Source organism: Methylobacterium cerastii, from assembly GCF_022179125.1.
GTDB classification, from domain to species: Bacteria; Pseudomonadota; Alphaproteobacteria; order Rhizobiales; family Beijerinckiaceae; genus Methylobacterium; species Methylobacterium cerastii.
In genome coordinates this window covers 154,879-168,381 of record NZ_BPQG01000006.1, presented here as the reverse complement: position 1 = coordinate 168,381, position 13,503 = coordinate 154,879, and the positions used below count along the sequence as shown (strand labels likewise).

The window sequence follows — 13,503 nt, the reverse complement described above, 5'->3', positions numbered from 1 at the left end:
TCGTGAGCGCCGACCTCGCATCAGTTACGAAAGACGACATGGCCGAGCCCAAGACCGAAGCGTTCGCCGGCCCCGTGGGCCCGTGGCGGGGAACCCTGCCGCTCGCCGTATCCGGCATCGCCGTGGTGTCGTTCGTGGCGTTCCTGGCGCTGGCCTGGATGTCGGTGGGCACCCTGTTCCTGGTCTTCGCCGGGGTGCTGCTCGGGGTGTTCCTCGACGGGCTCACCCGCGGCCTCGGCCACCTCCTGCCCCTGCCCCGCGGCCTGAGGCTGACAATCGCCAGCCTCGCGGTGGCGGCCGCGGCCATCGGCCTGATCGGGTTCGGCGGCGCCACGGTGGTGCAGCAGGGCCGCGACCTCGGCCAGACGATCAAGGGCCAGGCGGGCACCGTCACCGGGTGGTTGTCCTCCTACGGGATCGACCTGCCGATGCTCGAACCGGGCGGCGGCTCGGACGACAAGGGGCAGAACGGCACGGGCCAGAACGGCCCCGGTAAGGACGAGAAGCCCGCGCCGAAGGACGACGACAAGAAGTCCGGCGGGCTCGCCGGCCTCGCTTCCGGTGCGATCAAGAGCCCCAGCTCGCTGCTGTCGGATGCCGGCAATGTCCTCGGCCCGGCGGCCACGGTGCTCGTCGGGTTGTTCAGCGCGCTCGGCAACGTGCTGGTGATCGTGTTCCTCGGCCTGTCCTTCGCCGCCGACCCGGGCAGCTACCGCGACGGGGTGCTGCGCTTCATCCCGCCGAAGAAGCGCGGGCGCTGGGCCAAGGTGCTCGACGGCGCCGGAGAGACCCTGCGGCACTGGCTGTTCGGCCAGCTGATCACGATGGCGGTGATCTTCGTCTGCATCTGGGCCGGCCTCAGCTTCCTCGGTATCGGCGGCTCCTTGATCCTCGGGCTGCAGGCGGGCCTGCTGGCCTTCGTGCCGACGGTCGGGCCCCTGCTCGCCGGCGTGATCATCCTTCTGGCGAGCCTCGCCTCGGGGACGAACGCGCTGCTCGGCGCGCTCGGCGTCTACCTGGCGGTGCAGTGCCTGGAGAGCTACGGGCTCACCCCGTTCATCCAGAAGCGCGCCCTCGACATCCCGCCGGCCACGATCTTCGCCGGGCAGCTCGTGCTCGGCGTGATCTTCGGCCTGTGGGGCATCGCGCTGGCCCTGCCGATGATGGCGGTGATCAAGGTGCTGCTGGAGCAGCTCTACGTCGAGGACACGCTCGGCGAGGACGCCACGGTCTGAGGCGCTAAAGCATTTTCAAGCGAGGTGGATGCCGGCTCGCGTGAAGAAAATGCGACCACACAGCAGGTTAGAGCATTTTCAGTGATCCAGAGATTACGGAAAATGCTCTAGCGTTCCAGGGCGCCCTCGATCATCGCGGCGACGGCGAGCGCGCGCCCGTCGCCGCCGAACCGCGCGATGACCTGCACGCCGACCGGCAGGCCGTCGCCCGGCACCGGCACGTTCACGCAGGGCACGCCCATCAGCGTCCACAGGCGGTTGAAGCGGGCGTCACCGGTGGAGGCCAGCGTCCGCGGGGCGAAGCCGGGGGCCGAATAGGTCAGGATCGCGTCGAAGTCCGAGAACAGCGTCTTGAGGAGGCGCCGCGCCCGGTGCGCCTTGCGGCGCGCGTCGTCGTAGGCGGCGGCGTCCAGCCCCTGCGCGGCGTCGAGCTGCGGCCCGAGCCGCGGGCTCAAGGCGTCGCGATGGTGGGCGTATTCCCAGGCAAGCGCCTGGCGCGCCTCGAAATCCTGGATCGTCCCGTGGCTCTCGAACGCGGCCGCGAATTCCGGCGGCAACGCGAAGTCGCGCACCAGCGCGCCCGCGCGCTCGGCGGCCTGCCGCGCCCGGTCGAGCGCGCTTTTCGCCTCCGGCGCGGGAGCCTCGGCGAAGTCCTGCGTCACGACCATCACCCGCGGCGTGCCGGGCGGGGTGCCGCCCAGGTCGATTGCCGGGCGGGCGGCGATCAGGGCCAGCGCGTGGGCGACGTCGCCGACGCCGGCGCCGAACAGGCCGAGCGTGTCGAGCGCCCACGAGAACGTCTTGACGCCGACCGTGGGCAGCAGCCGGAACGAGGGCTTGATCGCGGCGCAGCCGCAGAAGCTTGCCGGGCGGATCACCGAGCCGCCGGTCTGCGTGCCGAGCGCCAGCGGCAGCATCCCGGCCCCGACCGCGGCGGCCGAGCCCGCCGAGGAGCCACCGGGCGTGTGGCCGGGATCGTGCGGATTCGTGGTCTCGGTGGGGTCGACGCTGGCGAAGGGCGAGGTCGTGGTCTTGGCCAGCACCACCGCGCCGAGGGCCTTCAGGCGCATCACGATCGGGGCGTCGGTCTTCGGCTGCCAGCCCTCGTAGATCGGCGAGCCCATCTGCGTCGGCATCGCGGCGGTGTCGATGATGTCCTTCACGCCCACCGCGATCCCGGCGAGCGGTCCGGCATCGGTGACGGCGGGGGCGGGATCGGTGACCACCGTGGCGCGCACCACAGGATCGCGCGCGAGGATCGCCTCCTGCGACAGCCGGATCGCGCCCTCGGGCGTGAGGGTGCCGGCTTCGATGCGGCGGCGCAGGTCGACCAACGAGAGCATCACGCGTCCTTGACTTGAGCGACTTGGACTTATCGGTTCGGGGGCGGCGCCGGCGACAGCGGCGCGCAAGCCCGTGCAGGTTTCATGCGCGATGGCACGAACGCGACCGCCATTTGCAGGCCCTACCATGCGAAGGCCCGCGTCGCGACGGCGGCAGCGTTAGCACCGCATTTACGCGATCGTGAGCATTCTCCGCACCATGTGGCGTAGCGTACTCGCGTTCTCCGCCCTTGCGCTGTTCGGCGCGGGGCTCACCGGCTGTGCGATCAACAAGTTTGAGCGCCGCGACGCCTGGCGCGACCAGGCGGAACAGGTGTGCCTGGCCAAGAAGCTGGTCGAGCCGACCGAGTTCGTCGTGCCGGCCAAGGAGATCGACGGACCCGGCCCCTGCGGCATGACCCAGCCGTTCCGGGTGACGCGGCTGGGCGGCGGCGCCGTGATCCTGAAGCAGAAGATGACGCTCGGCTGCCCGGCGCTGGCCGAGGCCGAGGCCTGGCTCGCCGACACAATCCAGCCGGCCGCCGCCCTGTATTTCGGGCAGCCGGTCGCCGAGATCAACGCCGGCTCCTACGCCTGCCGCGGGAGGAACAACCAGGTCGGCGCCAAGCTCTCCGAGCACTCCTTCGGCAACGCGATCGACGTGATGTCGTTCAAGCTCGCCGACGGCTACGTCATCACCGTCAAGGGCGGTTGGCGCGGCACCGAAGCCGAGCAGGGTTTCCTGCGCGAGGTTTTCCTCGGCGCGTGCCAGCGCTTCACCACCGTGCTGGCGCCGGGCTCCAACGTGTTCCACTACGACCACATCCACGTGGACCTCGCCCGCCACGACCCGCGCGGGCTGAAGCGGATCTGCCAGCCGCTGATCAAGTTCACGCCGCAGCTCGGCTCCGACAACCCGCGGCCGATGTCCCGCCCCCGCCCGCCCGAGCGCCAGCCGGCGCCGCCGCAGGCCCCGGTGGATATCGAGGAGGACGATCCCTACGGCGCCTCGCCGACGTCGCGCGCCGCGAGCCCGACGCAGGTCGCCCGCGCGCCGGCCCGCCCGGTCGCGCCCTCGGCCTACGCCTCGGCGCCCGCACCGCGCCCGATGCCGGCACGACCCGCCCCGCGCGTCGCGGCGGCCCTGCCCGGCGAAGACCCGGGCGGATTCGAGGAGCCGCTTTCGCTGGCCGCCCCCGGGCTGTCGTCGGGGCCGATCTACTGAGCGCCAAGGAAGCGACGAGTGTGCCTCGCGTGCCCCACCGGATCGCGAAAGCGTGGCCGCCAAGGTCGTCCGGCTTGACTTGAGCGTGCCCCGGGCCAACGTCGCCGGATGCAGGACACCTCGCGGAAAGCACCCGCCATGCGCTCGAACGCTCTCTCGGTCGCCGTCGGCGTCGGCCTCACCCTCGCCGGCTGCCTCCAGCCGGCCTTCGCGCGCTCGGCGCGGGAGGACATCGAGCCCTCCGAGGAGCGCGCCTTCCCGTTCGACGCGAACATCCCGGCCTGCCAGGATGCGGGCGTGCTGGAGAAGGTCTCGACGCAGTTCGCCGAGAAGGAGGCGAAGTTCTGGAACTCGTCCCTGACGATCGTGTCCTACGACACGATCGAGCGGACGGCGTGGCGGCCGTGGGGCCTCGACTACATCCCGCGCCGGTTCTGCAGCGCGACCGCCACCACCTCGGACGGCGTCCGCCGCAAGGTCGACTATTCCGTGCGCGAGAGCCTCGGCATCATCGGCGCGACCTGGGGCGTCGAGTTCTGCGTCCACGGCCTCGACCGCGACCTGAGCTACGCCTACGCCACCGCCTGCCGCATGGCACGCCCGTGAGGCGTGCCGGCCTCGCAATCGCGGCTGCCCGCTCCGCCGCCTTGACGGCCGGCCTCCTCACGGCAGGCGCGCAGGCTCAGGATTACGGCGGCTACGGCCGCGGCAACGACGCGCCCGGCAGCTTCGACTTCTACGTCCTGGCCCTGTCCTGGTCGCCGACCTATTGCGAGACCGCCGGCCAGCGCGACGACCGCCAATGCGCGGCCGGGCGCGGCCTCGGCTTCGTGGTGCACGGGCTGTGGCCGCAATACACCCGCGGCTATCCGCAGAACTGCTCGGCCGTGCAGCGCTCGCCGACCCCGCAGGCGATGGAGGTGGCCGGCCAGGTCTACCCGAGCGAGGGGCTGGCCCGCTACGAGTGGCGCAAGCACGGCACCTGCTCCGGCCTCGACCCGACCGCCTACTTCAACGCCGCGCGGACCGCACGCCTGGCGGTGACGATTCCCGACGACCTCAAGACCTCGGGCTCCGAGCGCCGCCTGGCGCCGATCGAGATCGCCCGGCAGTTCGTGACCGCGAACCAGGGTCTGCGGCCGGACATGATGGCGGTGTCCTGCGCCCGCGGGCAGCTGCAGGAGGTGCGGATCTGCTTCACCAAGGACCTGCGCGGCTTCGCCTCCTGCCCGGAGGTCGCGCGCGGCAATTGCCGCTCGCCCGAGATCACGGTCGGCGCCGCGCGCTGATCCTCGCGGTGAAATCCGCGCCGGACGGCTGGACCCGGGCCGCGCGATCCGCTTGATCAGCGGACATGAACTATCGCCACGCCTTCCATGCCGGCAACTTCGCGGACGTGCTCAAGCACCTCGTGCTGACGCGGGTGCTCGCGCACCTTTGCCTGAAGCCCGCTCCCTTCCGCGCCGTCGACACCCATGCGGGCCTCGGCTTCTACGACCTCACCGCCGACGAGGCCGGCCGCACCGCCGAATGGCTGGACGGCTGGGGCCGTCTCGACGATCCGTTCCCGGAAGCGGTCGAGGACCTGCTGACGCCCTATCGCGCCGCCGTCGCCGCGGTCCGGGCGCGCCACGGTGCCACGACCTATCCCGGCTCGCCGGCGCTGATCCGCGAGTTCCTGCGCGCCGAGGACCAGGGCGTCTTCGTCGAGCTCCATCCCGCCGACCATGCGGTGCTGCGCGAGCGCTTCAACGAACACGCCCGCACCAAGGTGCTCCACCTCGACGGCTGGACCGCGCTGAACGCGATGATCCCGCCGCCCGAGCGCCGCGGTCTCGTCCTGATCGACCCGCCCTACGAGGTGCCGGGCGAGATCGACCGCCTCGGCGCGCACCTCGCCAAGGCGGTGGCGAAGTGGCCGACCGGCGTGTTCCTGGCGTGGTATCCGATCAAGAACCTCGCCGCCGTCGATCGCATGGCGGGCGTGCTCGACGGCGCCCTCGTCCGCCCGGCGCTCCGCCTCGACCTGATGATCGATCGGCCCGACGACACGCGGCTCACCGGCAACGGCCTGATCGTGGTCAACCCGCCCTGGCGGCTCGCCGAGGAAGCCGCCCTGTTCCTCCCGGCCCTGGCCGACCGCCTCGCCCGCGGCGCCTACGGCGCGTTCCGGTGTGAAGTGATCGGGAAGGTCGGTTGAACGGCGCCCTTCCCTCCCCCGCGGAGGGGGGAGGGAATCGACACGCCTCACGCGTGCGCCAGGATCGCCAACAGCAGCAGTGCGATGATGTTGGTGATCTTGATCGCCGGGTTCACCGCCGGGCCGGCGGTGTCCTTGTAGGGGTCGCCGACGGTGTCGCCGGTGACCGCCGCCTTGTGGGCGTCGGAGCCCTTGCCGCCGTGGTGCCCGTCTTCGATGTACTTCTTGGCGTTGTCCCAGGCGCCGCCGCCCGAGGTCATCGAGATCGCGACGTAGAGGCCGGTGAGGATGACGCCGAGCAGGCTCGCGCCCACCGTGGCGAAGGCCTGCGACTTGCCGGCGACGAGCTGGATCGCGAAGAACAGCACGATCGGCATCAGCACCGGCAACAGCGACGGCACGATCATCTCGCGGATCGCGGCGCGGGTCAGCATGTCGACGGCGCGGCCGTAATCCGGCCGGTCGGTGCCGGCCATGATGCCCGGCTTCTCGCGGAACTGGCGGCGGACCTCCTCGACCACGGCGCCCGCGGCACGTCCCACCGCCGTCATCGCCATGCCGGCGAACAGGAACGGGATCAGCCCGCCGAGCAGCAGCCCGACCACGACGTAGGGGTTGGACAGCGAGAAATCGACCGTGACGCCCTTGAAGAAGCGGTACTGCGTGTCGCTGGCGTTGGCGATGAAGTAGTCGAGGTCTGAGGTGTAGGCGGCAAACAGCACCAGCGCGCCGAGGCCCGCCGAGCCGATGGCGTAGCCCTTGGTGACGGCCTTGGTGGTGTTGCCGACGGCGTCGAGGGCGTCGGTCGAGCGCCGGACCTCGGAGGGCAGCCCCGCCATCTCGGCGATGCCGCCGGCGTTGTCGGTGACCGGGCCGAAGGCGTCGAGCGCGACGATGAAGCCGGCCAGCGCCAGCATCGCCGTGACCGCGATGGCGATGCCGAACAGGCCGGCGAGCGCATGGGTGGAGATGATGCCGCCGACGATGACCAGCGCCGGAAGCGCCGTCGATTCGAGCGAGACGGCCAAGCCCTGGATCACGTTGGTGCCGTGGCCGGTGACCGAGGCGTCGGCGATCGACTTCACCGGCCTGAAGTTGGTGCCGGTGTAGAATTCGGTGATCACCACGATCAGCGCGGTGATGACGAGGCCGATCACCGCGCAGCCCAGCAGCCCGCCGGAGGTGAAGCTGACGCCGGTGGAGGTGGTGAAGCTGGTGGACAGGCCGCCGAACAGGGCGAAGTTCACCGCCGCGATCGCCACGATCGACAGCACGCCCGCGGTGATCAGGCCCTTGTACAGCGCCCCCATGATCGACTGGTTGGCCCCGAGCCGCACGGCGTAGGTGCCGGCGATCGAGGTGAGGATGCAGGACGAGCCGATGGCCAGCGGATAGATCATCATCGCCTCGAGCACGTTGCGGCCCGCGACGTCGACCTGGCCGCCGAAGAAGATCGCGGCGAGCACCATCGTGGCGACGACCGTGACGGCGTAGGTCTCGAACAGGTCGGCGGCCATGCCGGCGCAATCGCCGACGTTGTCGCCGACGTTGTCGGCGATGGTGGCCGGGTTGCGCGGGTCGTCCTCCGGGATCCCGGCCTCGACCTTGCCGACGAGGTCGCCGCCGACGTCGGCGCCCTTGGTGAAGATGCCGCCGCCCAGCCGCGCGAAGATCGAGATCAGCGAGGCGCCGAAGCCGAGCGCCACCAGGGCGTCGATGACTTCGCGGCTGGCCGGCGCGAGGCCGGCCCCGCGGGTGAGGTAGAGGTAGTAGAAGGCGACGCCGAGCAGCGCGAGGCCCGCGACCAGCATGCCGGTGACGGCGCCGGACTTGAACGCGACCTCGAGGCCGCCGCCGAGCGAGGTCGAGGCCGCCTGCGCCGTGCGCACGTTGGCGCGCACCGAGACGTTCATGCCGATGAATCCGGCAGCCCCCGACAGCACCGCGCCGATCAGGAAGCCGACCGCCACCTTGATTCCGAGGAAGAAGGCGAGCGCTGCGAAGAGCACGATGCCGACGAGGCCGATGGTGGCGTATTGGCGCTTGAGGTAGGCCTGCGCGCCCTCGGCGATCGCGGCGGCGATCTCCTGCATCCGCTGCGTGCCGGCGTCGCGTTTCATCACGTCGTTGATCGTCACGATTCCGTAGGCGACGGCGCACAGCCCGCCCAGGATGATCAGCAGCAAAGCGGTCATGCACCCGTCCCTTGTTTTCGTGATGCCTGGTTCTCGTGATGCGTGGCGTCGGCTTGGTCGTCGTCGAGCCGAACCCTCAGGGTCCCCTCGATCGGCTCGGGTTCGGCATTCCTTCGCAGAAGTGCCAGACTTGATTGCCAAACTTCGCGGTCGAGCGCAAACGCGACTTTCGATCGGCCCCACGAGATCTTGCTGCGCTGCAGCATAGACTTTTGAATTCTGTTCTTCGGAAGGGCGCTGGTCGCCGGGTGAGTGGCCGTCTAGGCGGCGACGGCGGGCGGCCGCATCGCCGATCGCCGCTTCAGCCGAGCGTTAACCCAGCATTAACCATAGCAACTACTACTCTTGGTTGCATAAAGGAGAGAGTGCTTCACGATGAGCAGCGATCAGGTGGCGAAGCTCGCGGCGACGATCGACGTGCTGACGAGCGCCGTGCAGTTCCTCATTGCGGAGCGCGTGAGCATGCAACCGCCGGCGCTGCACGGCGCCCTGCTTCAGGTGCTGCAGCGCTCGCTCTCGGTTCCGGCGCAGAGCTACGCGGACGAGCGCGGCGGCGCTGCGGTGCAGGAGGCCGACCTCGCGCGCTGGACCCCGATCGTCGCGACGCACCTGATCGACGACGTGCGGCGCCAGCTCGGCCATCCGCCCGTGGCCGTCGCGCCGACCGCGCCCGCCAAGGTCCGGACGATCTCCGAGGCGTTTTCAGAAATGGCTGAACGCGCCCGCCGCGAAAACGCGCGCGGCGCCCTCGGCATCGCGAAAGCCGGGTAGTCCGCTGCCTGATCCGACGGTGCCGACGACCGAGACCGGCACGCCGGCCGCAGCGGCCGCGGCGCGGAACGCGTCGCAGGAATCGGGGGCCACGGTGCACAGAATCTCGTAGTCGTCGCCGCCGGTGACGGCGACGTCGAACAGGTCCGTCCGGCTCGCGATGGCGCGGGTGGCAGCCGGGGACAGCGGCACCGCCGCCGCGTCGATCTCGGCCGTCGCGCCGGCGCCGGCCAGCATCTTGGCGAGGTCGCCGGCCAACCCGTCCGACACGTCCATCGAAGCGGTCGCGAAGCGCAGGACTGCGTCGGCGAGGCCCAGGCGGGCTTGCGGGTGCAGGTAGCGGTCGGCGAGGTGCGCGCGCGCAGGCGCATCGAGCGCCCGGACCCAGCCGGCATCGGGATCGAGCCGCATCCGCAAGCCGAGCGCTGCGTCGCCGATGGTGCCGCTGACGCAGATCCTGTCGCCGACCCGCGCGGTCGCGCGGCGCACGATGCGCCCGGCAGGGACTTCGCCGATCGCGGTGACGCCGATCAGCGCCGGCCCGCCGGATTTCACCGTGTCGCCGCCGAGCAGCGGGCAGCCGGACGCCCGGCTCGCCTGTCCGAGCCCTTCGGCGAAGCGCGCCAGCCAGGCTTCGGTCCAGTCCGCCGGCAGGGCGAGGGTGAGCAGGAAGCCGCGCGGGACGGCGCCCTTGGCGGCGATGTCGGAGAGGTTCACCCCGAGCGCCTTGCGGGCGAGCGATTCCGGCGGGTCGTCGGGGAAGTAGTGGATGCCGGAGACGATCGCGTCCGCCGTCAGCACGAGGTCGTGGCCGGGGCTCGGCGCGAGGCTCGCCGCGTCGTCGCGCAAGCCGTCGGCGCCGGGGCCGGCGAGCGGGGCGAAGTAGCGCGCGATCAGCGCCTCCTCGGTGGGACGCGAGGAAATCACGTGATCGCCCGCCCGGCCGCTCACCCCTGCTTGGCGCCGGCCAGCTCCGCCGCGCGGGTCTGGCGCGCGACCTTGTCGAGCACGGCGTTGACCATGCCCGGCTCGTCGCCGGTGTAGAAGCTGTGGGCCACGTCGACGTATTCCGAGATCGCGGCGCGGGCCGGCACATCGCGGCGGAACATCAGCTCGTAGGTGCCGGCGCGCAGGATGGCGCGCAGCACGACCTCGATGCGCTTCAGCGGCCAGCCCTGGCTCAGGGCCTGGTCGATCTGCGGATCGATCGCGCGCTGCTCCTCGACGACACCGCGCAGCAGGTCGCGGAAGAAGGCCGTCTCGGCCGGCGGATGCACCACGCCGTCGATCTCCTTGCCGAGCCAGAAGGTCTCGAACTCGGCGAGCGCGTCGAGGACGCCCTTGCCGGAGATCTCCATGTCGTAGAGCGCCTGCACGACGGAGAGCCGGGCGCCGGTGCGCGGGTTGATCTTGGTCATGCGGGTTCAGGCTCTCGTGCGACGGCGGCCGCGCGCTTGAGCGCGAGCACCGCGAGGGCGGCCTCGGCCGCGCCGCCGCCCTTGTTCATCTCGGAGACGCGGGCGCGGGCGTGGGCCTGCGCCTCGTTCTCCACGGTCAGGATGCCGTTGCCGAGCGGCAGGCGCAGGCGCACCGACAGGTCCATCAGGGCCCGCGCGCTCTCGCCTGCGACGATGTCGTAATGCCCGGTCTCGCCGCGGATGACGCAGCCGAGCGCCACGACGGCGTCGTAGGGCGTGCCGGCCGCCTCGGCCGCCTCGAGCAGGATGGCGACGGTCGCGGGAATCTCCAGCGCGCCCGGCACGGTCACGACCGCGGCGTGGGCCTCCGCCGCCGCGACGGCGCCGAGCGCCCCGGCGAGCAGGTCGTCGGACAGGCCGTCGTAGAAGCGCGCCTCGACCACGAGGACCCGGGCGCCGGGCGTTTTCGGAGGGACGTAGGCGTCGCTGCGGGGGACATGCATGGGACTCGTGGGACTCCGGCGGACCCACCGCGCGTGCGGAGGGCGCTGACCGACGCGCCGTCTCCGGCCGTCTCGCATCCAGGGTGTTCGGGCAGGGTGTCCGAGGGAGCGAGGGTTAGACCGAAGCGACCGGCTCCACAAGCATGCCGGCGCCGGCCCGCCTGCGGACAGGGCATCGCCTCCATGCGCCGGCGCCCGGTGCGACGGCCCGGGCATCGCTTTTACGACGCCGCCGCGCCCGTGATGGCCCGCGGCTTGCTCCCCGGTTTTCGCGAAGGGCGTGCCGACCGAAGGACCCGCATGAACGTCGAGGTGATCCAGCTGACGAAGCGCTACGGCTCGACGCTCGCCGTCGACGCGATCGACCTCAAGATCCCGTCGGGCGCCTATTGCTGCCTGCTCGGGCCGTCCGGCTGCGGCAAGACCACGACCCTGCGGATGATCGGCGGGCACGAGGCCGTCAGCTCCGGCGCGGTGGTGATCGGCCCGCGCGCCGTCGGCGACGCGCCGCCGTCCGAGCGCGGCACCGCGATGATGTTCCAGAGCTACGCGCTGTTCCCGCACCTCACCTGCCGCGACAACGTCGCGTTCTCGCTTCGCATGCGCGGGGTCGCCAAGGCCGAGCGCCGCACGAAGGCCGACGCGATGCTTGACCTCGTGCAGATGGGCCACCTCGCGGACCGCCTGCCGGCGCAACTCTCTGGCGGGCAGCAGCAGCGCGTGGCGCTGGCCCGCGCGCTGGTCACCGGCCCGAAGGTGCTGCTCCTCGACGAGCCGCTCTCGGCCCTCGACCCGTTCCTGCGGGTGCGGATGCGGGTGGAGCTGAAGCGCATCCAGGCGGAACTCGGGCTCACCTTCATCCACGTCACGCACAGCCAGGAGGAGGCGATGGCGCTGTCCGACCTCGTGGTGGTGATGAACGGCGGCAAGATCGAGCAGGCGGGCGACCCGCGCACGGTGTTCGAGCGCCCGGCCTCGGCCTTCGTCGCCCGCTTCATCGGCGGCCACAACGTCATCGCCCTGCCCGAGGGCAAGGTCGCGGTGCGGGCCGACCGGATGCGGCTCGGGGCCGATCCCGGCGCGGGCGCGGTGCAGGCCCGCGTGCTGGCCGTCGAATACCAGGGCGCCAGCGTGCAGGTGGCGCTCGAGGCGGACGGGATGACCGAGCCGGGCGGCCTGAGCGCGGTCCTCGACGACGCCACCTTCGCCGGCCGCCCGCTGGCGCCGGGCGACCGGGTCGCGCTCGGCTGGGACCCGGACGCCGCCCACCGCCTCGACGCCTGACGCGACCGCTCAACATAGACTATGGAAAGCACGCGGATGACCAACGGCATCAAGTTCACGCGGCGCACGCTGCTCCAGGGGGCAGGCACCGCGCTCGCGGCCGGGCCGATCACCGGGTTTCCCGCCGTCCACGCCGCCGAGCCGGTGACGCTGCGCTATCTCGGCACCGCCGTGAACCAGTCCGGCGACATCGCCCGCAAGGTGAAGGAGGATCTCGGGATCACGATCGAGTACATCCCAGTCGTCACCGACGAGGTCACCAAGCGGGCGGTGACGCAGCCGAACTCGTTCGATCTGATCGACACCGAGTTTTTCAGCCTGAAGAAGATCGTCCCCTCGGGCAACATCCTCGGCATGGATGCGCGCCGGATCAAGAACGCGGACAAGATCACGCCGATCTTCACCAAGGGCGAGATCGCCGGCAAGGCGATCGGCGACCAGGGCACCGCGCCGAAGAAGGTGTTCTACCTCGAAGGCCAGACCGGCAAGTCCTTCGCCTCGTCGCCGACGGAGTGGATCACCCTGATCCCGACCACCTACAACGCCGACACCTTGGGCATCCGCCCCGACCTGATCAAGCGCCCGATCACCAGCTGGAGGGAGCTCCTGAATCCCGAGTTCAAGGGACGCGCCTCGATCCTCAACATCCCCTCCATCGGCATCATGGACGCGGCGATGGTGGTGGAGGCGACCGGCGACTACACCTACGGCGACAAGGGCAACATGACGAAGGCGGAGATCGACCGCACGATCAAGCTCCTGATCGAGGCCAAGCGCGCCGGCCAGTTCCGCGCCTTCTGGCAGGACTTCAACGAATCCGTGAACCTGATGGCGTCGGGCGAGACGGTGATCCAGTCGATGTGGTCGCCCGCCGTCACCAAGGTGCGGACGCAGGGCGTCGCCTGCACCTACCAGCCGCTGAAGGAAGGCTACCGCGCCTGGGCCACCGGCTTCGGCCTGCCGAAGACGCTGACCGGCCGCAAGCTCGATGCGGCCTACGACTTCGTCAACTGGTTCCTCTCGGGCTGGGCCGGCGCCTACCTCAACCGCCAGGGCTACTATTCCGCCGTTCCCGAGACCGCCAAGACCCAGATGGAGCCCTACGAGTGGGCCTACTGGATGGAGGGCAAGCCGGCCGAGAAGGACATCCACGGCCCCGACGGCGGCCTGCTCGAAAAGGCCGGCGCCACCCGCGACGGCGGCTCCTTCGAGGCCCGCATGGGCGCGGTGGCGTGCTGGAACGCGGTGATGGACGAGAACACCTACATGGTCCGCAAGTGGAATGAGTTCATCGCGGCGTGACGCGGGTTCTTTCCATATCCGCGACGCCGCTTCCCTCCCCCCTCTTCG

Annotated in this window: 14 protein-coding genes; 8 read left to right on the top strand and 6 right to left on the bottom strand. The window is 70.9% G+C overall.

The window, feature by feature from the left end; translation table 11 throughout:
- Window positions 1-38: 38 nt before the first annotated feature.
- Window positions 39-1,235, top strand: coding sequence for an AI-2E family transporter (locus MFF13_RS02880; RefSeq protein WP_238270757.1), 1,197 nt, complete (start codon window positions 39-41; stop codon window positions 1,233-1,235).
- 107 nt (window positions 1,236-1,342) lie between these two features.
- On the opposite strand, the gene MFF13_RS02875 is transcribed toward MFF13_RS02880, so the two are convergent.
- Complete coding sequence (locus MFF13_RS02875; RefSeq protein ID WP_147761411.1) at window positions 1,343-2,578, bottom strand: amidase; 1,236 nt, start codon at window positions 2,576-2,578, stop codon at window positions 1,343-1,345.
- A gap of 199 nt (window positions 2,579-2,777) precedes the next feature.
- Here MFF13_RS02875 and MFF13_RS02870 point away from each other — a divergent pair, with 199 nt between their 5' ends.
- From MFF13_RS02870 to MFF13_RS02855, 4 genes are all read left to right on the top strand, one after another.
- On the top strand, window positions 2,778-3,782 hold the full coding sequence (locus MFF13_RS02870) for an extensin-like domain-containing protein (protein ID WP_238270867.1): 1,005 nt from the start codon (window positions 2,778-2,780) through the stop codon (window positions 3,780-3,782).
- 138 nt (window positions 3,783-3,920) lie between these two features.
- Window positions 3,921-4,388 carry a hypothetical protein gene (locus tag MFF13_RS02865; RefSeq protein ID WP_147761412.1) on the top strand — a complete coding sequence of 156 codons (468 nt, stop codon included), beginning with the start codon at window positions 3,921-3,923 and terminating at the stop codon, window positions 4,386-4,388.
- 17 nt (window positions 4,389-4,405) lie between these two features.
- Window positions 4,406-5,071: a ribonuclease T2 family protein gene (locus MFF13_RS02860; RefSeq protein WP_147751331.1), complete on the top strand. Its 666-nt coding sequence runs from the start codon at window positions 4,406-4,408 to the stop codon at window positions 5,069-5,071.
- A 65-nt stretch (window positions 5,072-5,136) separates the two neighbouring features.
- Complete coding sequence (locus MFF13_RS02855) at window positions 5,137-5,982, top strand: 23S rRNA (adenine(2030)-N(6))-methyltransferase RlmJ (protein ID WP_147751328.1); 846 nt, start codon at window positions 5,137-5,139, stop codon at window positions 5,980-5,982.
- A 47-nt stretch (window positions 5,983-6,029) separates the two neighbouring features.
- Here the strand turns inward: MFF13_RS02855 and MFF13_RS02850 are convergent, their stop codons facing one another.
- A complete protein-coding gene (locus MFF13_RS02850) occupies window positions 6,030-8,177 on the bottom strand; it encodes a sodium-translocating pyrophosphatase (RefSeq protein ID WP_147761413.1) in 2,148 nt (715 codons plus the stop codon).
- Complete coding sequence (locus tag MFF13_RS02845; RefSeq protein ID WP_147814692.1) at window positions 8,174-8,383, bottom strand: hypothetical protein; 210 nt, start codon at window positions 8,381-8,383, stop codon at window positions 8,174-8,176. The genes MFF13_RS02850 and MFF13_RS02845 overlap by 4 nt, the downstream gene beginning before the upstream one ends.
- 184 nt (window positions 8,384-8,567) lie before the next feature.
- Here MFF13_RS02845 and MFF13_RS02840 point away from each other — a divergent pair, with 184 nt between their 5' ends.
- Window positions 8,568-8,948: a hypothetical protein gene (locus MFF13_RS02840; RefSeq protein ID WP_238270753.1), complete on the top strand. Its 381-nt coding sequence runs from the start codon at window positions 8,568-8,570 to the stop codon at window positions 8,946-8,948.
- On the opposite strand, the gene thiL is transcribed toward MFF13_RS02840, so the two are convergent.
- Genes thiL through ribH form a run of 3 tightly spaced genes read right to left on the bottom strand, consistent with a single transcriptional unit; the run spans window position 8,880 to window position 10,869 of the window.
- On the bottom strand, window positions 8,880-9,872 hold the full coding sequence (thiL, locus tag MFF13_RS02835) for a thiamine-phosphate kinase (RefSeq protein ID WP_147761461.1): 993 nt from the start codon (window positions 9,870-9,872) through the stop codon (window positions 8,880-8,882). The two genes, MFF13_RS02840 and thiL, sit on opposite strands and share 69 nt — an antisense overlap.
- Before the next feature lie 23 nt (window positions 9,873-9,895).
- Window positions 9,896-10,366 (bottom strand): transcription antitermination factor NusB, encoded by a 471-nt coding sequence (nusB, locus tag MFF13_RS02830; protein ID WP_147751325.1) that lies wholly within the window; start codon window positions 10,364-10,366, stop codon window positions 9,896-9,898.
- Window positions 10,363-10,869, bottom strand: coding sequence for a 6,7-dimethyl-8-ribityllumazine synthase (gene ribH / locus MFF13_RS02825; RefSeq protein WP_147761415.1), 507 nt, complete (start codon window positions 10,867-10,869; stop codon window positions 10,363-10,365). Before ribH ends, nusB begins: the two co-directional genes overlap by 4 nt.
- Before the next feature lie 300 nt (window positions 10,870-11,169).
- Here ribH and MFF13_RS02820 point away from each other — a divergent pair, with 300 nt between their 5' ends.
- Together MFF13_RS02820 and MFF13_RS02815 are read left to right on the top strand one after the other, a co-directional pair.
- Complete coding sequence (locus tag MFF13_RS02820) at window positions 11,170-12,153, top strand: ABC transporter ATP-binding protein (protein WP_238270751.1); 984 nt, start codon at window positions 11,170-11,172, stop codon at window positions 12,151-12,153.
- Window positions 12,154-12,189: 36 nt separating this feature from the next.
- Complete coding sequence (locus MFF13_RS02815; protein WP_147761417.1) at window positions 12,190-13,455, top strand: ABC transporter substrate-binding protein; 1,266 nt, start codon at window positions 12,190-12,192, stop codon at window positions 13,453-13,455.
- The last annotated feature ends 48 nt before the right edge of the window (window positions 13,456-13,503 follow it).